The organism is Streptomyces sp. NPDC030893, assembly GCF_055571535.1.
Genome location: NZ_JBVIFC010000002.1, coordinates 278,499 through 302,157, shown reverse-complemented (window position 1 = coordinate 302,157; position 23,659 = coordinate 278,499). Strand labels below are relative to the sequence as shown.

Here is a 23,659-nt window from a genome sequence, read left to right as displayed (position 1 = left end):
CATCCGGGGCCGCCCTCGCCGTGCGTCCGGGGCCGTCGGCGCCGCGGCCGTCGGGGATACTGGAAGGCGCTGCAACGCATCAGGGAAAGGCCACAGACGTGACTGAGATCGAGATCGGGCGAGGCAAGCGCGGCCGCCGGGCGTACGCCTTCGACGACATCGCCGTCGTCCCCAGCCGCCGTACGCGGGACCCGAAGGAGGTCTCGATCGCCTGGCAGATCGACGCCTACCGGTTCGAGCTGCCGTTCCTGGCCGCTCCCATGGACTCGGTCGTCTCCCCGGCCACCGCGATCCGCATCGGTGAGCTGGGCGGCCTCGGCGTGCTGAACCTCGAGGGCCTGTGGACGCGCCACGAGGACCCGCAGCCGCTGCTGGACGAGATCGTCGGCCTGCCCGCCGAGGCGGCCACCCGCCGGCTCCAGGAGATCTACGCCGCTCCCATCAAGGAGGAGCTGATCGGGCAGCGCATCAAGGAGGTGCGCGACTCGGGCGTGGTCACCGCCGCCGCGCTCTCCCCGCAGCGCACCGCCCAGTTCTCCAAGGCCGTCGTCGACGCCGGCGTGGACATCTTCGTCATCCGCGGTACGACGGTGTCGGCGGAGCACGTCTCGTCCTCGCACGAGCCGCTGAACCTGAAGCAGTTCATCTACGAGCTCGACGTCCCGGTGATCGTCGGCGGCTGCGCCACCTACACGGCCGCCCTGCACCTCATGCGCACCGGCGCGGCGGGCGTCCTCGTCGGCTTCGGCGGCGGCGCCGCGCACACCACCCGGAACGTGCTGGGCATCCAGGTCCCGATGGCCACCGCCGTCGCCGACGTGGCCGCCGCCCGCCGCGACTACATGGACGAGTCCGGCGGCCGGTACGTGCACGTCATCGCGGACGGGGGTGTCGGCTGGTCCGGAGACCTGGCCAAGGCGATCGCCTGCGGCGCGGACTCCGTGATGATGGGCTCCCCGCTCGCCCGCGCGACCGACGGTCCGGGCCGGGGCAACCACTGGGGCATGGAGGCCGTCAACGAGGAGCTGCCGCGCGGCCAGAAGGTCGACCTTGGCACGGTGGGCACGCTGGAGGAGATCCTCACCGGCCCGTCCCACACCCCCGACGGCTCGATGAACCTCTTCGGCGCCCTGCGCCGCGCGATGGCCACGACCGGCTACAGCGAGCTGAAGGAGTTCCAGCGCGTCGAGGTGACGGTGGCGGACTCCCAGCACCGGCGGTAGGGCCTGCGCGGGCTCTGAATACGGCGCTGAGGGGCCGGTCACCTGGTGAGGTGACCGGCCCCTTCCGCATGTCCGGGGGCGCGCGGGGGCGCTCGTGGCGGTCGGGGGGCGCGCGGTTGCTTCCGCGGTCGATTCGCGCTGGTCCGCCCGGGTGAGGCCCTAGTGCCCTCGACGGCGCCCAGTCCTTCTGGGAGCCCCCTTCCAAGGATCCGTCCGGACCCCTCCCTTCGGGGCCCGGCCCGATTCCGACGGACCGTCCACCGGGCTACTGGGCGGTGTCGTGGAAGGGGGCGCCCATGGGACGTCACCGCAGGCCCACTCGCTGGGTCGGATCCGTCTGTGGACGGTGAAGTGCCGGAGGAGGTGGATCTTGCGGATCTTCGGATGGTGAGCGGCCGCCCCCCAAAGGACTAGGGGCGGACACCCGTGAACCATCTTGGAGCCTGCCGCAGCTAGCCCCTGCGGTGGGCTCCACCTCCCCCACCGTACCGGCGCGGCCCCCCTCCCACCACTAATCCCCGAGGCACGTCACCCCGCCGCACGCCCCCCTCACAACCGGTGCGCCGCCCCGGTAGGAGTCGCCCCCCGCGTGTCCAGCAGCAGCTGGGCCTTGACCGACAGCCCCTGCAGGTCGTACGTGCGGTGCTGCTGGAGCAGGATCGTCAGGTCGGCGTCGGCGGCTGCCTCGTAGAGGGAGTCCGCGCGGGGGACGGGGCGGTCGAGGACGTTCCAGGACGGCACGTGGGGGTCGTGGTAGCTGATGGCGGCGCCCAGCTCCATCAGCCGGACCGCGATCTCCCGCGCCGGGCTGCCCTGCTGGTCGGCGAGGTCGGCCTTGTAGGTGACCCCGAGGAGCAGCACACGTGCGCCGCGCGCGGACTTGCCGTGCTCGTTGAGGAGGGCGGCGGCACGCTGGACGACGTAGCGCGGCATGCGGCCGTTGACCTCCTGGGCCAGTTCCGCCATGCGCAGGGTGCGGCCCGCGTGTGCGGTCAGGTCCTGGGGGGCGGCGTGGCCGCCGACGCCGGGGCCGGGGCGGAAGGGGTGGAAGCCGAAGGGTTTGGTCTCGGCGCAGCGCAGCACGTCCCACAGGTCGATGCCGAGGTCGTGGCAGAGGGCGGCCATCTCGTTGACGAGGGCGATGTTGACGTGCCGGAAGTTGGTCTCCAGGAGCTGCACGGTCTCGGCCTCGCGCGTGCCGCGCGCGCGGACCACCTTGTCGGTGATCCTGCTGTAGAAGGCGGCGGCCGACTCGGTGCACGCGGGGGTGAGGCCCCCGATGACCTTCGGGGTGTTGGCGGGGGTGAAGCCGCGGTTGCCGGGGTCGACGCGGCTGGGGGAGTGGGCGAGGTGGAAATCGCGTCCCGCGCGGAGACCCGAACCCGACTCGAGCAGGCGCAGGAGGGGGCCCTCCGTCGTCCCGGGCGGCACGGGGGACTCCAGGATCACCGTGGTGTGCGGGCGCAGCCGCGCGGCGAAGGTGCGGGCGGCCGTCTCGACCTGGCCGAGGTCCAGCACGCCGTCCGCGCCGGGCGGGGTGGGGGCGCAGATGACGGCGGTGCGCACCCGGCCCAGCTCGGCGGGGTTGGTGGTGACCCGGAAGCCCTGCGCGAGCATGCGGCGCTGTTCGGCGGCGCTGAGGGAGCCGGGCTCGGGGCCGGTCCGGTAGCCGATGGTGGGGATGCCGGCGCCGACGGCGGCCTGGGCCAGGGGCAGTCCGTACGGGCCGAGTCCGATGACGGCGAGATCTGCGGGCATGGCGTGGGCCGTCCTTCCCAGTAACCGGAGTGCGACAGGTGCGCAAGCGCTGTGGACTGGACAGGCGAGCGCAATGTCAGACTAGGAGTAAATATGACCGATATGCGGGATTGATCGGCTGGTTTCCGGTGAGTCGTCCCGCAGGCGTTGTCCACAGGCTGGGGCGCGTGGTGGCTGAAGTCGGGCAAGCCGGTCAGAATTTGGGCATGAGGGTGGGGGACCGGGCTTCGCCCGACGGGTGCGGCCGACGCGACCGATGAGCGGGAGGCAGCGGTGAGGACAGCGACACTGGGGCCGGCGCAGCGCGCCGAATCACTCGCGTCCATGGCCGAGCACGAACTGGACGTGCTGGTGGTGGGCGCCGGAGTGGTCGGTGCGGGCACGGCGCTCGACGCCGTGACACGCGGCCTGTCCACGGGCCTGGTCGAGGCGCGCGACTGGGCGTCGGGCACCTCCAGCCGGTCCAGCAAGCTGATCCACGGTGGCCTGCGCTATCTGGAGATGCTCGACTTCGCGCTCGTACGGGAGGCGTTGAAGGAGCGCGGCCTGCTGCTGGAGAGGCTGGCCCCGCATCTCGTGCGGCCGGTGCCGTTCCTGTACCCGTTGCAGCACAAGGGCTGGGAGCGGCTGTACGCCGGAGCGGGCGTCGCGCTCTACGACACCATGGCGATGGCCCGAGGGCACGGCCGGGGCCTGCCCGTGCACCGGCACCTGAGCCGACGTCACGCCCTGCGCGTGGCACCGTGCCTGAAGAAGGACGCCCTGGTCGGCGCCCTGCAGTACTACGACGCGCAGATGGACGACGCCCGGTTCGTGGCCACCCTCGTGCGCACGGCCGCGGCCTACGGCGCGAAGACCGCCAACCGTGCCCGGGTGACGGGATTCCTGCGCGAGGGCGAGCGTGTCGTCGGCGCGCGGGTACAGGACGTCGAGGGGGGCGGCGAGTACGAGGTGCGCGCCAAACAGGTCGTCAACGCCACCGGTGTGTGGACCGACGACACCCAGGCGATGGTCGGCGAGCGCGGACAGTTCCACGTCCGGGCCTCCAAGGGCATCCACCTGGTCGTCCCCAAGGACCGCATCCACTCCACGACCGGACTCATCCTGCGCACCGAGAAGTCCGTCCTGTTCGTCATCCCCTGGGGCCGGCACTGGATCGTCGGCACCACGGACACCGACTGGGACCTCGACAAGGCCCACCCGGCCGCGTCCAGCGCGGACATCGACTACCTCCTCGAGCATGTGAACTCGGTGCTCGCGGTACCGCTGACGCGGGACGACGTCGAAGGTGTGTTCGCCGGGCTGCGCCCGCTGCTCGCCGGCGAGTCGGACGCCACGAGCAAACTGTCCCGCGAGCACACCGTGGCCCACCCGGTGCCGGGGCTGGTCGTGGTGGCGGGCGGCAAGTACACGACGTACCGCGTGATGGCCAAGGACGCGGTCGACGCGGCGGTGCACGGACTCGACGTGCGCGTCGCCGACTGCGTCACCGAGGAGACACCGCTGATGGGCGCCGAGGGCTACCACGCGCTGTGGAACGCGCGGGCGCGGACGGCCGCGCGGACCGGGCTGCACCAGGTCCGCGTGGAGCATCTGCTGCAGCGCTACGGCACGATGGCGGAGGAGGTCCTGGACCTCATCGCCTCCGACCCCTCGCTGGGCGAGCCCCTCCAGGCGGCCGACGACTATCTGCGCGCCGAGATCACCTACGCCGCCTCCCACGAAGGGGCCCGGCACCTGGACGACGTGCTGACCCGGCGCACCCGCATCTCGATCGAGACGTTCGACCGGGGCACGCGCTGCGCCCGGGAGGCCGCCGAGCTGATGGCGCCGGTGCTGGGCTGGGACGAGGGACAGATCGAGCGCGAGGTGCAGCACTACGAGAAGCGGGTGGAGGCCGAGCGCGAGTCGCAGCGGCAGCCCGACGACCTGACGGCGGACGCGGCCCGGCTGGGAGCGCCGGACATCGTGCAGCGGTAGCCGTCCCCGGCGCGGCGGCCGCGGTGGTTCCGCCACCCCCGGCCGTCGGGCGCCGGCACCGCCCCGAATCACTCGAACGGGTGGCGGAAACCGGGATCTTCGTTCGGAACCCGGCCGTTCTACTAGGTGCGAGGGCAGAACTCGGCGGCGAGCACCGCGGGTTCGAGACCGGGATCTGCGATCGCGTCCGTGTTCACCCGGAAGGTGAGGACACGCCGGCCGTCGACCGTGGCTGCGGTGCGCACGTAGCTGCCGGAGATACGCCCGTTGTGCCCCCACACCGTGGTGCCGCACGGAAGCGTCACCGGAAACAGGCCCATGCCGTACGAGCCGTGTGCGGTGCGGGTGTCCAGCATCTCGCGCAGCCGGCGCGGGGGCAGCAGCTCACCGCCGAGCAGGGCCGAGTAGAAGCGGTCCAGATCGGCGAGCGTGGTCACCACCTCGCCCGCGGCGCCGGCCACCCGCGGGTCGAGCCGGGTGACGTCGGTGCCGTCGGCGGCGTAGGAGCGGCCGTGCGGCCGGGGCAGGGAGGTGCGGGAGCCCGGAAAGGAGGTGCCCTTCAGACCCAGTGGAGTGATGACGCGGCGTTCGGTCTCGTCGGCGTAGGAGCGACCGGTGACCTGTTCGACGATCAGACCGAGCAGCACGTAGTTGGTGTTCGAGTAGGCGAAACGGCCGCGGTCGGCCGGGGGGTGGGTGAGTGCGATGCGTACGGCCTGAAGAGGCGTGACCGGGACGGCGCCCCGGGTGTCCGCGGCGAAGTCGCTGAGGCCGCTGGTGTGGGTGAGCAGGGAGCGGACGGTCAGCGCGCGGCCGTCGTTGCCGGCTCCCCGCACCAGACCCGGCAGATGCAGCTCCACGAAGTCGGACAGCGACAGACGCCCCTCCTCGGCCAGTTGAAGCACGACCGTGGCGATGAACGTCTTGGTGACACTGCCGGCGCGGAAGTGGTCGGCACGGTCGATGCCGGAGCCCGCGTGGGCGTAGCGCCGGCCCGTCGCAGCCGAGGCCAGCAGGGCCGCGGCCGGGGCGCCACCCCGCGTGACCAGCAGCGGAAGGACCGTGTCCGCGGACGGGACCGTGGGCGCGGGGGAGGCGGCCGGCGCCGGGGCGAGCAGGGCCAGGGACACAGGAACGGCCAGTAGGGTCCGAAGCGGCGTCATCCCGGGTCCTTCCTCGTCGGAGGCCATCATGCAGGCCCGGGGAACGCGCCCTTCGGCCGGGCTCCGTACGTGCCGCGTCCGGCGCGCGGACAGAGGCACCCTGGGCGTCGGCCACTTGTCGGGTGAGGGACAATGAAGGCTCTGTCAGGGCGGGTTGCATGAGGGGACGCATGTCGGAGGCGGAGCGGGCGGGGACATCCCGTCAGGACAAGAGCGCACGTCTCCTCGCCGGGCGGTACCGGCTGGGAGATGTGCTCGGCCGCGGCGGCATGGGGACGGTGTGGCGTGCCCAGGACGAGACCCTGGGGAGGACCGTCGCCGTCAAGGAACTCCGCTTCCCGTCCAGCATCGACGAGGAGGAGAAGCGGCGGCTGATCACGCGGACGCTGCGCGAGGCCAAGGCGATCGCGCGGATCCGCAACAACAGCGCCGTCACCGTCTTCGACGTGGTGCAGGAGGACGACCGGCCCTGGATCGTGATGGAACTCGTCGAGGGCAAGTCGCTCGCCGAGGCCATCCGGGAGGACGGTCTGCTGGAGCCGCGGCGTGCGGCGGAGGTCGGCCTCGCCATCCTGGACGTGCTGCGCTCCGCGCACCGCGAGGGCATCCTGCACCGTGACGTGAAGCCGTCGAACGTGCTGATCGCCGAGGACGGCCGGGTCGTGCTCACCGACTTCGGCATCGCCCAGGTCGAGGGCGACCCCTCCATCACCTCCACGGGCATGCTGGTCGGCGCCCCCTCCTACATCTCCCCGGAGCGGGCGCGCGGGCACAAGCCCGGGCCGGCGGCGGACCTCTGGTCGCTCGGCGGACTGCTCTACGCGGCCGTGGAGGGCACGCCGCCGTACGACAAGGGCTCCGCGATCGCGACGCTCACGGCGGTGATGACCGAACCGCTCGAGGAGCCGAAGAACGCCGGACCGCTGCGGGACGTCATCCACGGCCTGCTCACCAAGGACCCCGCCCAGCGGCTCGACGACCGCGGTGCCCGCACCCTGCTGAACGCGGTCCTCGACGCGCCCGAGCCCAGGGCCGATCAGGAACCGGCGGACGCCACCAAGGTCGTACCGCTGCCCGAGCAGCCCGGCGAGCGCGACTCCGGGAGCAGGCGGGGCGAGGAGGCGGGGGAGAAGCTGCGGGGCGCGCTGCGCTCCGTGCGGAAGGCCGCGGTGGCGGCGGGCTCGGTGGGCGCCGCCGCGGCGGCCCGTGCCAAGTCCGGCAGCGGCACCGCCGCTTCGGCACCCCGGACGACCACCGCCACCCCCGGGACCGGACCGGGGACCGGTCCGGCGGCGACCTCCTCCGCGTCCGCCACGGAACCGGCACCGGCGGCCGCGTCGGGTGCGCGGGGCACCGGGCAGCAGAAGCCGGCCGCCGGCGGGCGCAGTTCCGGATGGCCGGTGATGACACCACCGGATCTGCCGGAGCGGCCCGTGCCGAGGGCGTCGCTCACCGATGTGGTGCCGCGGCGGACGCTGGTCCTCATCGCGGCGGTCGCGGTCCTCGCCGTGCTCGCCGCCGTGCTGGCCTTCGTGTTCAGCGGCGGTGACGACGAGGGCAGCCAGGGGGCCAAGGACAGCGGCGGCGACCGGACCGCGGCCGCCGACCGGGATCCGAGCGCCGAGACCAAGGGCGACAAGGGCGACGGCACCGACGGCAAGCCGACCGATCCGGCAGCCGCCGAACCGGCGGCGGGCACGGCGACGAACGCCCCGGGCGCCCCCGCCGGCGACCCCGGCGACTCGGCCGGGGACGGCGGCGGTACGTCGGAGGCGGAGACGTACAAGGGGAGCCAGGGGTACTCGATCGGGCTCCCCGAGGGGTGGAAGTTCCAGTCGACGGGGGCGGCCGGGGACCGGTTCACCGGGCCCGACGGGCAGAAGCTGCTCATCGGCTGGACGACCACACCGAAGGACGACCCGGTCGCCGACTGGACCAACCAGGAGCGCGGCATGCTGCGTTCCCAGTACCGGCGGATCAGCATCGAGGCGGTGGAGTACCGGGGCTGGAAGACGGCCGACTGGGAGTTCACCTACGTGGGGAACGGAACCAAGTACCGGTCCATCGACCGGGGGACCGTCGTCGGCGACCGGCTCGGGTACGGGCTGATGTACACCGCACGGGCCGACCAGTGGGACAGCGACCGGCGCAAGGACACCTGGCGGACGCTGACCGAGACGTTCCGTCCGAAGGCCTGACCCCGCGCGGTTCCCGGAAAGGGGAGCCGGATGTCGGCATCCCCTCTCGGCGGGTTGCCTCCGGCACGTATCGTGAGTAGTTGCGGACCGTACGCAGCCGGAACGGGCCGCCGGCCGAGCGGAAATGACCGACCGTAGAACCGGGGGAGGCAACGTGGACGACTATGCGGGACGGGTTCTCGCCGACCGCTACCGCCTGCCGCTGCCCCCCTCCGACGAGTACGAACTGACCGAGACCCGTGCCTTCGACACCTACAGCGGGCAGGAGGTGCTGGTCAGGCAGGTTCCGCTGCCGGAGGTCGTCGAGGCCGAGGTCCTCGACGCCGAGGGGCTCCCCGACGGTTTCACCGCCCGTGACGGGACCGCACGGCGGGCCGGCTCCGGTCCCGGCGCCGCGCGCTCCGGCACCCGGCGGCCCGCCGACCCGGTGGTGCGGCGCGCGGTCGAGGCCGCGCAGGCGGCGGCGGCCATCCCCGACCATCCGCGCCTGGACCAGGTCTTCGACGTGTTCGCGGAGGGCGGTTCGCTGTGGATCGTCAGCGAACTCGTCGCCGCCCGCCCCCTGGCCGCCCTGCTCGCCGAGAAGCCGCTGTCCCCCTACCGGGCGGCGGAGGTCGCCTCCGAGGTCCTGACGGCCCTGCGGGTACTGCACTCCCACGGCTGGGTGCACCGCAACATCACCGCGCGCACGGTACTCGTCTGCGACGACGGCCGGGTCATGCTGACCGGCCTCGCGGTCGGCGCGGCCGAGGAGGCACTGTGCGGCTACGACCCGGTGCCGGCCCCCGAGCCGGAACCGGCGCGGGACGGGAGCGCACCGGCGGCCCCCGGACCGGCGGCGGATGCCGGGAGCGGCCCGTCCTGGCCCCCCGGCTTCGCCCGCGACCCCGGTCCCGGTCCCGACCCCGACGCCGCCCGCCGGGCCGCCATCGAGGCGCGGGCCGGCCACCTGCCCGGCGGCGGGACGGCCGCGCCGGGCGGACTCACCCCCGCCGCCGCGCCCAAGGCACTCGACAGCGCGGGAGACGTACGGGCCGCCCGTGCGGGCGCGATCGCCGCGTACCGGGCGGGTGCCCGCGCCGCCGCCCGTGTGCAGGAGGCGCAGCAGAGCGGCCGTACGGCGCTGCCCGGCGCCCGCCCCGCCCCCGAGGACGGCGTCCCGCCGGCCCGCGCGGTCCCGCCGGGACAAATAGCCGACCCCTACGGCGTCCAGGCCACCGGCCGGCCCGCGACCACGTCCCGCACCGGCCCCGGAAGCCCCGGCGGCCTCGCGGAACTCCCGGCCGGCCCCGCGGGCCCCGGTGCTCTCGAAGCGGCAGCGGGCCCCGGCGCGACCGCTCCGCCCGCCCGCTGGGACGACCTCGTGGCGCACACTCCCGCCCGCCGGGGCCCGACCACCGCGCTGGCCGCGGAGCGGGCGCGGCAGGCGCGTATGGCCGTCATCGGACCCGTGACCGAGCGCTGGGCGCCGGAGCAGGCCGGCCCCGTGCACGAGAACTGGCAGTTGGCCGCGCCCATCGGGCCCGCGACCGACCTGTGGGCTCTGGGCTCCCTGCTGTTCCGGGCCGTGCAGGGACACGCGGCCTACCCGGAGGAGTCGACGGCCGAACTGGTGCAGATGGTGTGCGCCGAACCGCCCGCCTTCGCCGAGGAGTGCGGGCCGCTGAGGCCCGTCGTGGAGTCGCTGCTGCGTCAGGACCCCACCGAGCGGCCCGACTTCGAGGAGCTGCGCGGCTGGCTGCGCTCGCTGGTGCGGTCGGCGCCCGAGCCCGAGGCCGGTGTGCACGTGATAGCGGCACCGCCCGCCGACACCAGCCGGCTGCCCGTCATACGGCGCCGGGGCGAGCTGGTGCGCCGGCGGCGGGCCGGGCTTCCCGCGCACCACGGACGGCACAAGCGGACCAGGAAGCAGGCCGGTTCCCCGCGCCGGCTCGGCCGCACCCTGCTGCTGCTGGTGCTGCTCGCCCTGGCGGCGGCGATCGCGTACGCCGTGCTGTTCATGCCGAAGGCCGGCGAGGACGGCGCGGGGGCGCCGGCCGACCGTACCGGGTCCGCCGGCGAGGTCGGTGAGGCGTCGAACCCGCCGGACGCCGGGCAGAACTCCCCGGAGCCCGGGGGCACTCCCGGGAACGGCCCGCAGGAGTCGGCCGGCTCCGACGAGACGCAGACCACCGGACCCGAGGTGCCCGACGGCTTCACCCTGCGCAAGGACCCCGAGGGATTCCAGGTCGCCGTCGCCGAGAACTGGCAGCGCACCGCGAAGAACGGCAGCGGCCAGGTCGTGTACTCCCGGGGCGACTTCGAGCTCATCGTCGTCCCCGGCCGGGACAGCGCCGAGCGGTTCGGCAGCGACCCCATGGCCTACCAGCGGGACGACGAGCGGGAACTCCAGCCCTACCGCGACTCCAGCTGGGCCACGTCCACCGGTCTGAAGACCATCGAGGTGGGCGGACGCACCATGGCCGAGGGCCAGTTCACCTGGACCGGCGACGGAGGCGATCTGTACGTCCGCAACCTCGCGGCACTGATCGACGGCCGCTACCACGTGGTGCAGGTACGCGGACCGGAGGGCCAACGGGACGAGGTGACACGGCTGTACGAGCAGGCCTCGGCGACCTACCGGTTCACCGGCTGAACCCCGGGCGCCACGCAACCGCGGGCGTCCGGGTTGCCTTCGGGGCCGTACAGCGACAACCATCACAGTGCGGTCTCCATGGCATGTCGCCGGTTCCCAGGATGGTCCGGGGTACTTAACCTGAGCCTGTCAAGACCATTGCGGGGCAACGTGAATCAGATGCAGGGCTCGCTCGTCGCGGGCCGCTACCGGCTCGGTGACGCCATCGGGAGCGGTGGCATGGGCCGGGTGTGGCGCGCCCACGACGAGGTGCTGCACCGTTCCGTCGCCATCAAGGAACTGACCGCGGCGCTCTACGTCTCCGACAGCGAACAGGCCACGCTGCTGGCGCGCACCCGCGCGGAGGCCCGGGCCGCCGCCCGGATCAACCACTCCGCCGTCGTCACGGTGCACGACGTGCTGGAGCACGACGGCCGGCCGTGGATCGTGATGGAACTGGTCGAGGGCCACTCCCTCGCCGACGCGGTGAAGGAACAGGAACGCGTCGACCCCCGCGAGGCCGCCCGGATCGGCCTGTGGGTGCTGCGCGCGCTGCGCGCCGCCCACACCGCCGGCGTACTGCACCGTGACGTCAAGCCCGGCAACGTCCTGCTGGGCCGGGACGGCCGGGTGCTGCTCACCGACTTCGGCATCGCCCAGATAGACGGCGACACGGCCATCACCCGCACCGGGGAGGTCGTCGGCTCGGTCGACTACCTGGCACCCGAGCGGGTCCGCGGCCACGACCCCGGCCCCGCCTCCGACCTGTGGGCGCTCGGCGCGACGCTCTACACGGCGGTGGAGGGCATATCGCCGTACCGCCGCACCTCACCCCTGACCACCATGCAGGCCGTCGTCGAGGAGGAGGCCGAGGAGCCGCGGCACGCCGGCCCGCTCGCCCCCGTGATCGGCGCGCTGCTGCGCAAGGATCCGGCCACCCGCCCCGACGCCTCCCAGGCGGAGCAGATGCTCGCCGAGGCCGCGGAGGGACGCCGGCCGCGCGCGGCGCAGGAGTACGTGCCGACCCGGGCCGTCGACGCCCCCGTGCCGCTGCCGCACCAGCGCGGTCCGCACACACCGCCCACCGCCGTGCAGCCGCCCCCGTACCCGCAGGGCAGCGGGCCCGCGGCCGTGCAGCCGCCGCACCCTCCGCAGGGCAGCGGGTCCACGGCCCCCCAGCAGCCGTACGGGCCGCCCGCCCCCCGGCGCCGGCCGGTGCGCGGGCGGATGATCGCCCTGGTCGCCGCCCTGGCCGTCGTCGTCGGCGCGGGAACCGCCGTGCTGCTCCAGCAGTGGGACCGGGGCACCACCACCGGGGCGGGCCCCGCCGAGAGCTCGGGCCCCGCCCCGACTCCCGGTGCCACCAGGACGGGCGGGACGGAATCGACGGACGGACTCCCCGAGGGCTGGGTGCGCCGTACCGACCCGTTCGGGTTCACCGTCGTGCTGCCCGGCGAGGACTGGGAGCGGGTGGTCTTCGACGAGGAGACCCGGCAGGTCGACTACACGCCCGACGGCGGCAAGCACTTCCTGCGGATCGCCGCCGACGACTCCCCCGACTTCGACGACCCCTACGAGCACCTGAGCGACCTGGACCAGCAGGTGGGCCGGCGCCTGGTCGACTACCGGCGGCTGGGCCTGCAGCGCCTCACCTACCGTGACCGCGACAGCGCACGGCTGGAGTACAGCTGGACGGCGCTGGCCAAGGACACCGAGTTCCCGGGCCCGTACCGGGCGGTCGACCAGATGTACATCTCGCGCGACGGTGTCGAGTACGCCCTCTACATGGCCGCCCCGGCGGCCGACTGGGACACGACCCGCGAGCAGTTCCGGACGATCCTGCGGGGCTGGCGGGAGCCCTGACGCCCAGCGCACGGGCGTACGCGTGCCGCTTGGCCGAATCGCCGTACCGGAGCGGACACATCCGGTGGGGCATGATGGGCGCATGGTGACCGAGGGGGAGCCGGAGAACGGGAACGCGAGACACAATGCCCGTGTCATCGCGGGCCGTTACCGCCTGGAGGCGTTGATCGGGCGCGGCGGCATGGGCGTGGTCTGGCGGGCCACCGACCAACTGCTCGGGCGGAGCGTCGCCGTGAAGGAACTCCCCTTCGACGACACGCTCTCCGCGGCCGAGGCCCGGCGGCAGCGGGACCGCACCCTGCGCGAGGCGCGGGCCCTCGCCCAGCTGAGCCACCCGAACATCATCGTCGTCCACGATGTCGTCGAGGACGACGAACGTCCGTACATCGTCCTGGAGCTGATCGAGGGGCCGTCCCTCGCCGACCGTATCGCCGAACAGGGTCCGGTCGACGCCGCCCAGGCCGCGCGGATCGGTGTCGACCTGCTCGGCGCGCTGCGCGCCGCCCACGCCTCCGGGGTGCTGCACCGCGATCTCAAGCCCGCCAACGTCCTGCTGGAGGACGACACCGACCGGGTCCTGCTCACCGACTTCGGCATCGCCCAGGTGTCGGGCTCCACCACGCTCACCGAGACCGGCTCCTTCGTCGGCTCCCCCGAATACACGGCCCCGGAGCGGATGTCGGGGGCGCGGACGGGAGCCGAGTCCGACCTGTGGTCGCTCGGCGCGCTGCTGTGCACGGCGCTCAGCGGCGAGTCGCCGTTCCGCCGCGACTCGCTGAGCGGGGTGCTGCACGCGGTCGTGGTGGACGAGATCCGGCCGCCCGCCGAGGCCGCGCCGATCCTCCCCGTCGTGCTCGGCCTGCTGGAACGGGACCCGGACCGCCGGCTGGACGCGGACGGGGCCGAACGGATGCTGCGGGCGTTCCTCGCGACGGGCCGTACGCCGGAGTCGGTGCCCCTGGACCTGCTGCCGGCGGACCGGATTCCGTCCCGCCGCCGGTTCACGGCGTGGCGTACGGAGACGGCCGCGACGGGACTTCCCGGGGAACGTCCCGCCCGGCGGCAGCCCACCAGCGGCGTGCTGGTGGCCGCGCTGGCGGCCGCCGCCCTGGTGGGGGCGGGGGTGTCCGCGGCGGCGCTGCTCCTGCAGGACCGGGACGGCGACGGGGGCGGTACGCCGTCGAGCACGGCGCCGGAGACACCGCCGGGGGAGACGGCCCCCGGTCCCCGGCCGCCCGCGACGGTCCCCACGACCACCAGTCCGCAGCGGACCCTGCCGTCGGAGTCCGGGTCCGCGGAGGCCACCCCGACGACGGCCGCGCCCTCGGTGTCGGGTTCCTCACCAGGTGCGGGCGCCAAAGGGCAATAAAAGGGAGATAAGTTCCAGTGACGGTCACGGGTCTGTGACCGGTGGCCGTTCGCGGTGGATACGCGGGGGCCTCGCACGATATGGATGAACCATGAGCAGCAACGGGGGAGCCCGCAGCGGGGCCGACGAGCCCACCAGTTTTGGACTGCAACCGCCGAACCCGCCCACGGCGAGGCCGCACTCCGGCAACCCCTACGCGGCCCCGACCCAGGTGGTCCCGCCACGGGCGCCGCAGCCGCAGCCCCCGCACGATCCGGCGCCCCACCCGGCGCCCGCGCCCGACCCCGGCGCCGGCCGGCTGATCGCCGGACGGTACCGGCTGCTCGCCAAGCTCGGGCACGGCGGCATGGGCACGGTGTGGCGGGCCAAGGACGAGACGGTGGACCGCGAGGTCGCCGTCAAGGAGCCGCGCGTCCCGGACCACCTTCCCGAACGCGAACGTTCCAACGCCTTCGAGCGGATGCGCCGCGAGGCCCGCGCCGCCGCCCGGCTCGACCACCCCGCGGTGGTCAACGTCCATGACGTCGCGGTGGTCGACGGCCGGCCGTGGATCGTGATGGAGCTGGTCCAGGGCCGTTCGCTGGGCGCCGTGCTGCAGGACGAGGGCACCCTCTCCGCGCGCGAGGCGGCCAGGGTGGGACTGGAGGTGCTCGGCGCGCTGGAGGCCGCCCACGCGGCGGGCATCCTGCACCGGGACGTGAAGCCGGACAACGTGCTCCTCGGCCGGCACGACCGGGTCGTGCTCACCGACTTCGGCATCGCCCAGATCGAGGGCGAGACCAATCTGACCGACACCGGCGGCTTCGTCGGTTCGCCCGAGTACATCGCTCCGGAACGGGTGCTGGGCCAGCGCCCCGGCCCCGCCTCCGACCTGTGGTCGCTCGGTGTGGTGCTGTACGCGGCGACGGAGGGCGTCTCGCCGTTCCGCCGCAGCAACACCCCCGCCACCCTCCAGTCCGTGCTGAACGCCACCCCGGCGCCGCCCGCCTCCGCGCAGGGACCGCTGGCGGAGATCATCACCGCCCTGCTGCAGAAGGACCCGGCGCGCCGTCCGAACGCCGCCCAGGTCCGCGCCGTACTCGAAGCGTCCGCGAACCCGCCCGCCCCGCAGCCCACGCAGGTCGCCGCGCTCCCCGCGCCGGGCGGCGGCAAGGGCATCCGGATCGGCCGCAAAACGCTGACCGCGCTGGGCGCGGTCGTGGTGGCCGGTGCGGTGGCGGCGTACCTGGTGATCGCGAACCCCTTCGCGGGCCCCCTCCCGGACGGCTGGAAGACGCACGACCTCGGGGACAGGCCGGGAGTCGCCCTCGCCGTGCCGGAGGGCTTCGTGAAGGACGAGCCCGCCGACGACTCGGACGGGACCGTCGTCTCCTTCACCGACCCGAGCGGAATGGTGCGGATCGAGACCGACCGCGACCTCAAGGCCGACGACGAGGACGGCGACCTCGAGGCCTCGGCGTCGGAGCGGGCCTTCGCGCACTGGAACGAGCTCAAGGACGGCGAGTACGGCTGGGGCATCGCCTCCGAACCCGCCCCCGAGGGGCAGCCGCGCGAGACCACGTACAAGGAGAAGGACGCGGCCACGAACACCATCGTCTACACGACGACGACCACTCCGGCGCTGGTGCGCGAGGCGCAGGTCATGTACTACCGGAACAAGGACGGCGACATGTACCGGCTGTGGATCGTCTACCCGGGCAAGGGGCACTTCGCGGAGGAGGGCCGGGAGATCGCCCGTACGGTCATCGAGTCCTGGGACATCCACAAGCTCTGAAGCGGACCGCGCCGGGCCGGCTCTGAGACCGAAACGTAGTCAATCGGGGCCGGCCCGATCACCAACGCCCTGATCAGGTGCTTTGTTGCCAGCGTTCACTGGCGATGTGCGAACCGTGCGGGAATCCGTTACCGACGGGTACACAAAGGGTGCGCTCCGGCATACCCTGCGGCTCATGACGGACGCGCAGACCCGGGAAACCACCGGCACCAACCCCCTCGCCCCCGCCCCGGCGGGTGCCCGCACCGCCGCGGACGTGGTCACGCCGGAGCTCGTCGCCCAGCTCACCAAGGGCGTGGCCGGCTCCGGCCGGACCGCCAACCACACGCCGTTCACCGGTGAGAAGCTGGCCGACCTGCCCGAGTCGACCCCCGAGGACGTGGCCAAGGCCTTCGACGCGGCCCGGGCCGCCCAGGCCGTCTGGGCGCGCGTGCCGGTACGGGAGCGCGCCGCGGTTCTGCTCCGCTTCCACGACCTGATGCTGGAGCGCCAGGCCGAGGTGCTGGACCTGATCCAGCTGGAGACCGGCAAGGCCCGGCTGCACGCCCACGAGGAAGTACAGGCCGTCGCCGTCGCGGCCCGCCACTACGGCCGCCGGGCCGCCGCCCACCTGCGGCCCAAGCGGCACGCGGGCGCCATGCCGGTCCTGACGAAGGTCACCGAACTGCGTCACCCGCGCGGTGTCGTGGGCCAGATCGCGCCCTGGAACTACCCCCTCGAACTCTCCGTCGGTGACGCGCTCCCGGCGTTCGTCGCGGGCAACGCGGTCGTGATGAAGCCCGACACGGAGACCTGCCTCACCGCGCTGTGGGCCCGTGACCTGCTCGTCGAGGCCGGACTGCCCGCCGACGTCTTCCAGGTCGTCCTCGGTGAGGGCCCGGTCGTCGGCCCCGAGGTGGTCCGCCACGCCGACTACGTCTCCTTCACCGGCTCCACCCGCACCGGCCGCGAGGTCGCCCAGGGCGCCGCCGCCCGCCTGGTCGGCGTCTCCCTGGAACTCGGCGGCAAGAACGCCATGCTGGTCCTGGACGACGCCGACCTCGACAAGGCCGCCGCGGGCGCCGTCCGCGCCTGCTTCTCCAGCGCGGGCCAGCTCTGCATCTCCATCGAACGGCTGTACGTGCACGAGTCGGTCGCCGACGCCTTCCTGGAGCGCTTCGCCGCCCGCACCAAGGCGATCCGCCTCGGCACGTCCCTCGCCTACGGCGCCGACATGGGCTCCCTCGTCGGGCAGCGCCAGCTGGACGCCGTCGTCCGGCACGTGGACGACGCCGTCGCCAAGGGCGCCAAGGTCCTCGCCGGTGGCACGGCCCGCCCGGACATCGGCCCCTACTTCTACGAGCCGACCATCCTCGACGGCGTCGCACCTCCCATGAGCGTCTGCTCGGAGGAGACCTTCGGCCCGGTCGTCTCCGTCTACCGCTTCTCCTCCGACGACGAGGCGGTCGAGCGCGCCAACTCCACCCCGTACGGCCTGAACAGCTCCGTCTGGACCCAGGACGCCCGGCGCGGACGCGAGATCGCCTCCCGGATGCGCACCGGCACGGTCAACATCAACGAGGGGTACGCGCCCGCGTACGGCAGTGTCCAGTCGCCGATGGGCGGCATGAAGGACTCCGGCCTCGGCCGCCGGCACGGCTCCGAGGGCATCCTCAAGTACACCGAGGCCCAGACGGTCGCCCACCAGCGCCTGCTCCCGATGGCCCCCTCGCTGGGCATGGACGACGAGAAGTACGCCGCCTTCATGAGCCGCAGTCTGAGGGTGATGAAGGCACTCCGGTTCAGGTGACCGACCCAAAGGGGCGCGGGGAACCGCGCGCTCAGCCAAAGACGACCCGCACGCGAACTCAAAGGGGAGCCCTCCGTGCCTGAAGACGCTTACGACTACGACGTCCTCGTCGTCGGTTCCGGCTTCGGCGGTTCCGTGACCGCCCTCCGCCTGACGGAGAAGGGCTACACCGTCGGCGTCCTGGAAGCCGGCCGCCGCTGGACCCGTGAGTCCCTCCCCAAGAACTCCTGGGACATCAAGAACTACCTCTGGGCGCCGAAGCTCGGCATGTACGGCATCCAGCGCATCCATCTGCTGGGCAACGTCATGGTCCTGGCCGGCGCGGGCGTCGGCGGCGGCTCCCTCAACTACGCCAACACCCTCTACGTACCGCCGAAGCCGTTCTTCGACGACCCGCAGTGGGGGCACATCACCGACTGGCAGGAGGAGCTGAAGCCGTACTACGACCAGGCGCGGCGCATGCTGGGCGTGCGGCTCAATCCGACGATGACCCCCTCGGACGTGCATCTGAAGGCGGCGGCCCAGCGGATGGGCGTGGGCGACACCTTCCACATGGCTCCCGTCGGTGTCTTCTTCGGCGACGGCGAGGACGCCGACGGCGAGGTGAGGGCGAAGCCCGGTCAGGAGGTGCCCGACCCGTACTTCGGCGGGGCCGGACCGTCGCGGCGGGCCTGTGCCGAATGCGGGGAGTGCATGACCGGCTGCCGGCACGGCGCGAAGAACACCCTCAACGAGAACTACCTCCACCTCGCCGAGAAGGCGGGCGCCGTGGTGCACCCGATGACGACGGCCGTGTCGGTGACGGAGGACTCCCGCGGCGGGTTCGCGGTCGCCACGCTGCCGACGGACAACCGCCGCAAGGGCAGGGGCCGTACCTTCCGGGCCCGCCGGGTCGTCCTGGCGGCCGGCACCTACGGCACCCAGACGCTGCTGCACCGGATGCGGGCCGGCGGCCAGTTGCCGCACCTGTCGGACAGGCTGGGCGAGCTGACCCGGACCAACTCCGAGGCGCTGGTCGGCGCGCAGACCGACAACCGCCGCTACCGCAAGGCGACCGGCTCGCCGAAGGCCGACTTCACCCGCGGTGTGGCCATCACGTCCTCGATCCACCCCGACGAGAACACCCACATCGAGCCGGTCCGCTACGGCCGGGGCTCCAACTCGATGGGCGGGCTGTCCATCCTCCAGGTGCCGTACGCGGGCGGCGGCTCGGGCGCGGCGCGGGTCCTGGGCTGGCTGGGCAACGCGGCGCGGCACCCGGTGATGACGCTGCGTTCGCTGTCCAACCGGCGCTGGTCGGAGCGGACCATCATCGGGCTGGTGATGCAGTCGCTGGACAACTCCCTGACGACGTACCTCAAGCCGTCCGGGGTGGGCCGCGGGCTGCTCACGGCCCGGCAGGGACACGGTGCCCCCAATCCCAAGCAGATCAAGGCGGCCACCGAGGGCGCCTCGGCGCTGGCCGCCGAGATCAACGGCTTCGCCGGTTCCAACGTGGGCGAGCTGACGGGGATGCCGCTGACCGCGCACTTCCTGGGCGGCTGCCCGATCGGCGGCTCCCGCGAGACCGGTGTGATCGACCCGTACCACCGCCTGTACGGCCACCCGGGCATCTCGGTCGTGGACGGGGCGGCGGTCTCGGCGAACCTGGGCGTCAACCCCTCGCTGACCATCACGGCACAGGCCGAGCGGGCGATGTCGTACTGGCCCAACAAGGGCGAGGCCGACCCGCGCCCGGAGCAGGGCGAGCAGTACCAGCGGCTCACTCCGGTCGAACCGAAGTCCCCGGCGGTCCCGGCGGACGCGTTCGGCGCGCTGCGGCTGCCGTTCCTGGGCATCCCGGCGGTTCCGCCGAAGGAGTAGGCGGTCCCGCCGAAGGAGTAAAGGAAAAAGGACCTGTGCCCCCCTCCGAGCTCAGGTCCTTTTCCCTTGTCCTGGGTGGTGCCGCGCGGACCGCGCGGCGAGGCGGTGTTACGCCTCCGCACCGGCCTTGCGGCGGCGCACCACGAACACCGCGCCGGCGCCGGCCACGACGGCGGCGCCGCCGACCAGGCCGATCATCGGCAGGGCGGAGTTCGAGCCGGTCTCGGCGAGGGTGCCGGTGACCTTGACGTTGCTGACCTTCTCGAGCTCGGCCATGCCGCCGGTCTGGGGCTTGGCGTCGTTCGGCTTACCGGGGTCGGTGCCGGAGTCGGCGGCCAGAATGTCGAAGAAGTAGATCCAGCCGTTCTGGTCGTCGGCGATCCAGCAGCCCTCGGCGTCCGCGTACTCGGCGAAACCACCGGTGAGGCCGAGCGCGTCGGGCACCTTGCCGGAGACCTTGAGCCGCAGCTGGTACGAGGTCGACTGGCCGGCGCCGAGCGAGAACGCGGCGAACGTACCGCCCTCACCCGCGGCGTCCGCGAGCGTGATCCACTTGCCGGTGGCCTTGTCGAACACCTGGACGGTGATCTGGCCGGAGTAGTCCTGCTCGTCCCAGCCGATGGCGGCGACGCCGATCAGCGGCTTGATGTCCTTGATCTCCTCGTCGCCGCGGTTGGAGACGTTGAAGGAGAACGCCTTCCAGCCGCTGCCGGCGACGACCGTCTCGGGCAGGCCCGACAGACCGCTCTTCAGATCGAAGCTGAGCTCGGCCGTGCTGTTGCCCTCGTCGTCGAGGCAGAGCTCGGGGTCCTCCTCGGCCGGGGGCTTGTTCTCCTCTTCCTCGGCCGGCGGCTTCTCGCCCTCGGCCGGGGGCTTGTTCTCCTCCTCGGCGGGCGGCTGCTGGTCGTCGGCCGGGTCCTTGTCGTCCTCGGCGGGCGGCTGCTGGTCGTCGGCCGGGTCCTTCTCCCCGTCGGCGGGCGGCTGCTGGTCGTCCGCCGGGTCCTTCTCCCCGCCGGCCGGCGGCTGCTCACCGTCGGTCTGGGAGTTCTCACCCTGGGCCGGGGGGTTCTGGCCATCCGTCGGAGAGGTGTCGCCCTCCGTGGAGGTGTTCGACGACGTGCTCGGCGTCTCTCCGCCGGTTGCGAACGCTGCCGGAGCCGAGAGCAGGGCGAGCGGCGATATGACGGCCGTCGCGGCCGCTACGGCCATGGCACGGCGAAGCTTCATGAAGACCTCGGAAAGTCCGTGTGCCACGTGACCGCGGCACGAACGAATGTGGGGAGGCCTCCGCGGTGGGGCGCGGGTGTGGCCCTTGGTTTCGATGGTTTGATCAACGAAGCCTGTGAATGGTTGTCCCCGATCTCACACAACTTTTATGTGAGCTGGGTCACTGGCGATCCGTCCGCGATCCTTCGACGATCCGCGGTCCTTCGACGATCCGCGGTCCTGCGACGAGGTGTGCCGGCCGGTGAAACGCGTCGGCCGGCCCCGGGCGTCCCCGGAGCCGGCCTTCTCTTGGGTGACCGGGGCGGCTGTCCCCTGCCGCCTCGGTCACCTGTCCGGAGCGAGGTCCCACGGCGTACGGCACACATCCGATCCGTACGCCTCATCGCTCCGGCGAGTCACGCGTGCTTCTCTCCTGCCCGTCCCTGGCCGGCACGGACACCGGTACCAACGAAGCGGCCGATGCGCCGGTCACGCGCCGGACGGGTGAGAGACGATGCGCACGTCTGTACCGGGAACGCGGATTCAGATCCTGCCCCGGCACAGTTCCAGCAGGGTCATCGCGAGCGTGGTGCCGGGCTTGCCCAGGGCGTCGCGGTAGGTGGCGAGGATCTCCATCTCGCGCGAGAGGTTCACGCGCCGGCCGCCGGAGGCGATCCGCTCCTTCTGGATGACGGCCGACACGGCCATCCGTTCCTGCACGAGACCGATGATCCGGTCGTCGAGCGCGTCGATCCGCTCGCGGGCGCCGGTGATCAGTTCGGCGGCCTCGGTGGTGCGGGCACCGGTCTTCCCGGCCGGATCCGCGGTGGCCGGTGCGGTCGTGGTGGCGGTCATCTCGGGGCTCCTCGGTGAGGTGGGTGGGCGGGTGAGGTGCCCCGGAGCGACACGGTCCGGAGGAAAACGCCAGGCGCCCCGGACCTTGTCGGCCCGGGGCGCCTGGGAAGTCGCTTGTCAGTTGCTCAAGCAGCACGACCATGGCAGCCGGCGGGCCGGGTGCCATAGGTAAAGAGGAAGGTCGGGTGCGTGAGCATGGGCCCAGTATGCCCGGCGGACGGCGGCTGTCCAACACGGGCCGCATGGTGAGACGGGGGCGCGGGGGCCGCGGGATGCCGGAGCCGCTGGAGCCTTCGGGCCCGGTGTGCCGCCGCGTCGCGGACGCCCCGCCGGCCTCCCCGTGGCGGCCCGCGACGCACCTCACCGCCGCCTCGGTAGAATCGGGATGTACAAGACCCCGCCCCAGCCGGAAGGCACCTCGTGTCATCAGCGTCTCCCGCTGCCAACGCGCCCGACACCGTTCTGGTCGTCGACTTCGGCGCGCAGTACGCCCAGCTCATCGCCCGTCGCGTCCGCGAGGCGCGGGTCTACAGCGAGATCGTCCCGAGCACCATGCCGGTCGCGGAGATGCTCGCCAAGAACCCGGCGGCGATCATCCTCTCCGGCGGCCCCTCGTCCGTGTACGAGGAGGGCGCCCCCCGCCTCGACCGCGAGATCTTCGAGGCCGGCGTCCCCGTCTTCGGCATGTGCTACGGCTTCCAGCTGATGGCGCAGAGCCTGGGCGGCCAGGTGGACAACACCGGCGCCCGCGAGTACGGCCGCACCGACCTGCACGTGTCCAAGAACTCCTCCACCCTCTTCGAGGGCACCCCGGAGGAGCAGGCCGTCTGGATGTCGCACGGCGACGCCTGCTCCGCCGCCCCCGAGGGCTTCTCGGTCACGGCCTCCACGGACGTCGTCCCGGTCGCCGCGTTCGAGAACGACGCCAAGAAGCTCTACGGCGTCCAGTACCACCCCGAGGTGATGCACTCCACGCACGGACAGCAGGTGCTGGAGCACTTCCTGTACCGGGGCGCCGGCCTGTCGCCGGACTGGACCACGGGCAACGTCATCGAGGAGCAGGTCGCCGCGATCCGCGAGCTGGTCGGCGACAAGCGCGCCATCTGCGGTCTGTCCGGCGGTGTGGACTCCGCGGTGGCCGCCGCCCTCGTCCAGAAGGCCATCGGCTCCCAGCTCACCTGCGTGTACGTCGACCACGGCCTGATGCGCAAGGGCGAGACCGAGCAGGTCGAGAAGGACTTCGTCGCCGCGACCGGCGTACAGCTGAAGGTCGTGGACGCCCAGGAGCGGTTCCTGAAGGCGCTGGCCGGGGTCTCCGACCCCGAGGAGAAGCGGAAGATCATCGGCCGGGAGTTCATCCGGGTCTTCGAGCAGGCCCAGGCCGAGATCATCGCGGACGAGGGCCCGGCCGTGGAGTTCCTCGTCCAGGGCACGCTCTACCCGGACGTCGTCGAGTCCGGCGGCGGCACCGGCACCGCCAACATCAAGTCCCACCACAACGTGGGCGGCCTCCCCGAGGACCTCGAGTTCAAGCTGATCGAGCCGCTGCGCCAGCTGTTCAAGGACGAGGTCCGCATGGTCGGCCAGGAGCTCGGCCTCCCGGACGAGATCGTCCAGCGCCAGCCCTTCCCCGGCCCCGGCCTCGGCATCCGTATCGTCGGCGAGGTCACCAAGGAGCGGCTCGACCTGCTGCGCGAGGCCGACGCCATCGCCCGTGAGGAACTCACCGCCGCCGGCCTCGACCGCGACATCTGGCAGTGCCCGGTGGTCCTGCTGGCCGACGTGCGCTCGGTGGGCGTCCAGGGCGACGGCCGCACCTACGGTCACCCGATCGTGCTGCGCCCGGTCTCCAGCGAGGACGCCATGACCGCCGACTGGTCCCGGCTGCCGTACGACGTCCTCGCCAAGATCTCCACCCGCATCACCAACGAGGTGCGGGACGTCAACCGGGTCGTCCTCGACGTGACCTCCAAGCCGCCGGGCACCATCGAGTGGGAGTAGTCC

Annotated in this window: 14 protein-coding genes; 10 read left to right on the top strand and 4 right to left on the bottom strand. The window is 72.9% G+C overall.

What is annotated here, in order from left to right:
* Positions 1–98: 98 nt before the first annotated feature.
* The gene (locus tag ACZ434_RS06035) at positions 99–1,223 is read left to right on the top strand and encodes a GuaB3 family IMP dehydrogenase-related protein (RefSeq protein WP_468452309.1); all 1,125 of its coding nucleotides are present in this window, start codon (positions 99–101) and stop codon (positions 1,221–1,223) included.
* A 549-nt stretch (positions 1,224–1,772) separates the two neighbouring features.
* Here the strand turns inward: ACZ434_RS06035 and ACZ434_RS06030 are convergent.
* Positions 1,773–2,981, bottom strand: a complete 1,209-nt coding sequence (locus ACZ434_RS06030; RefSeq protein WP_468452307.1) for a nucleotide sugar dehydrogenase — start codon at positions 2,979–2,981, stop codon at positions 1,773–1,775.
* A gap of 273 nt (positions 2,982–3,254) precedes the next feature.
* On the opposite strand from ACZ434_RS06030, the gene ACZ434_RS06025 reads away from it, so the two are divergent.
* On the top strand, positions 3,255–4,961 hold the full coding sequence (locus tag ACZ434_RS06025) for a glycerol-3-phosphate dehydrogenase/oxidase (protein WP_468452305.1): 1,707 nt from the start codon (positions 3,255–3,257) through the stop codon (positions 4,959–4,961).
* Positions 4,962–5,083: 122 nt separating this feature from the next.
* Here ACZ434_RS06025 and ACZ434_RS06020 read toward each other — a convergent pair whose 3' ends face one another.
* Positions 5,084–6,124 (bottom strand): serine hydrolase domain-containing protein, encoded by a 1,041-nt coding sequence (locus ACZ434_RS06020; RefSeq protein ID WP_468452303.1) that lies wholly within the window; start codon positions 6,122–6,124, stop codon positions 5,084–5,086.
* A 170-nt stretch (positions 6,125–6,294) separates the two neighbouring features.
* On the opposite strand from ACZ434_RS06020, the gene ACZ434_RS06015 reads away from it, so the two are divergent.
* From ACZ434_RS06015 to ACZ434_RS05985, 7 genes are all read left to right on the top strand, one after another.
* Positions 6,295–8,322, top strand: coding sequence for a serine/threonine-protein kinase (locus tag ACZ434_RS06015; protein WP_468452301.1), 2,028 nt, complete (start codon positions 6,295–6,297; stop codon positions 8,320–8,322).
* A gap of 124 nt (positions 8,323–8,446) precedes the next feature.
* The gene (locus ACZ434_RS06010; RefSeq protein ID WP_468452299.1) at positions 8,447–10,957 is read left to right on the top strand and encodes a protein kinase domain-containing protein; all 2,511 of its coding nucleotides are present in this window, start codon (positions 8,447–8,449) and stop codon (positions 10,955–10,957) included.
* A gap of 159 nt (positions 10,958–11,116) precedes the next feature.
* Positions 11,117–12,799: a serine/threonine-protein kinase gene (locus tag ACZ434_RS06005; protein WP_468452297.1), complete on the top strand. Its 1,683-nt coding sequence runs from the start codon at positions 11,117–11,119 to the stop codon at positions 12,797–12,799.
* Between the two features lie 82 nt (positions 12,800–12,881).
* Positions 12,882–14,168: a serine/threonine-protein kinase gene (locus tag ACZ434_RS06000; RefSeq protein WP_468452295.1), complete on the top strand. Its 1,287-nt coding sequence runs from the start codon at positions 12,882–12,884 to the stop codon at positions 14,166–14,168.
* A 91-nt stretch (positions 14,169–14,259) separates the two neighbouring features.
* Entirely contained in the window at positions 14,260–15,942 is a 1,683-nt protein-coding gene (locus ACZ434_RS05995) for a serine/threonine-protein kinase (RefSeq protein ID WP_468452293.1), read from the top strand.
* A gap of 175 nt (positions 15,943–16,117) precedes the next feature.
* Positions 16,118–17,731, top strand: a complete 1,614-nt coding sequence (locus ACZ434_RS05990) for a succinic semialdehyde dehydrogenase (protein WP_468452291.1) — start codon at positions 16,118–16,120, stop codon at positions 17,729–17,731.
* A 75-nt stretch (positions 17,732–17,806) separates the two neighbouring features.
* Positions 17,807–19,594 carry a GMC family oxidoreductase N-terminal domain-containing protein gene (locus ACZ434_RS05985; RefSeq protein ID WP_468452289.1) on the top strand — a complete coding sequence of 596 codons (1,788 nt, stop codon included), beginning with the start codon at positions 17,807–17,809 and terminating at the stop codon, positions 19,592–19,594.
* Positions 19,595–19,702: 108 nt separating this feature from the next.
* Here ACZ434_RS05985 and ACZ434_RS05980 read toward each other — a convergent pair whose 3' ends face one another.
* Together ACZ434_RS05980 and ACZ434_RS05975 are read right to left on the bottom strand one after the other, a co-directional pair.
* Complete coding sequence (locus ACZ434_RS05980) at positions 19,703–20,821, bottom strand: LAETG motif-containing sortase-dependent surface protein (RefSeq protein WP_468452287.1); 1,119 nt, start codon at positions 20,819–20,821, stop codon at positions 19,703–19,705.
* Positions 20,822–21,343: 522 nt separating this feature from the next.
* Entirely contained in the window at positions 21,344–21,655 is a 312-nt protein-coding gene (locus tag ACZ434_RS05975) for a chorismate mutase (RefSeq protein ID WP_468452285.1), read from the bottom strand.
* 420 nt (positions 21,656–22,075) lie between these two features.
* Here ACZ434_RS05975 and guaA point away from each other — a divergent pair, with 420 nt between their 5' ends.
* Positions 22,076–23,656 (top strand): glutamine-hydrolyzing GMP synthase, encoded by a 1,581-nt coding sequence (gene guaA / locus ACZ434_RS05970; RefSeq protein ID WP_468452283.1) that lies wholly within the window; start codon positions 22,076–22,078, stop codon positions 23,654–23,656.
* Positions 23,657–23,659 lie beyond the last annotated feature (3 nt).

What these genes read in the sequence shown, in the direction of transcription:
- ACZ434_RS06030 (WP_468452307.1), bottom strand. Translation starts at nt 2,981, where the DNA reads ATGCCCGCAGATCTCGCCGTCATCGGACTCGGCCCGTACGGACTGCCC.
- ACZ434_RS06010 (WP_468452299.1), top strand. Translation starts at nt 8,447, where the DNA reads ATGACCGACCGTAGAACCGGGGGAGGCAACGTGGACGACTATGCGGGA.
- ACZ434_RS06000 (WP_468452295.1), top strand. Translation starts at nt 12,882, where the DNA reads ATGGTGACCGAGGGGGAGCCGGAGAACGGGAACGCGAGACACAATGCC.
- ACZ434_RS05995 (WP_468452293.1), top strand. Translation starts at nt 14,260, where the DNA reads ATGAGCAGCAACGGGGGAGCCCGCAGCGGGGCCGACGAGCCCACCAGT.
- ACZ434_RS05980 (WP_468452287.1), bottom strand. Translation starts at nt 20,821, where the DNA reads ATGAAGCTTCGCCGTGCCATGGCCGTAGCGGCCGCGACGGCCGTCATA.
- ACZ434_RS05975 (WP_468452285.1), bottom strand. Translation starts at nt 21,655, where the DNA reads ATGACCGCCACCACGACCGCACCGGCCACCGCGGATCCGGCCGGGAAG.
- ACZ434_RS05990 (WP_468452291.1), top strand. Translation starts at nt 16,118, where the DNA reads ATGACGGACGCGCAGACCCGGGAAACCACCGGCACCAACCCCCTCGCC.
- ACZ434_RS06020 (WP_468452303.1), bottom strand. Translation starts at nt 6,124, where the DNA reads ATGACGCCGCTTCGGACCCTACTGGCCGTTCCTGTGTCCCTGGCCCTG.
- ACZ434_RS06005 (WP_468452297.1), top strand. Translation starts at nt 11,117, where the DNA reads ATGCAGGGCTCGCTCGTCGCGGGCCGCTACCGGCTCGGTGACGCCATC.
- ACZ434_RS06015 (WP_468452301.1), top strand. Translation starts at nt 6,295, where the DNA reads ATGTCGGAGGCGGAGCGGGCGGGGACATCCCGTCAGGACAAGAGCGCA.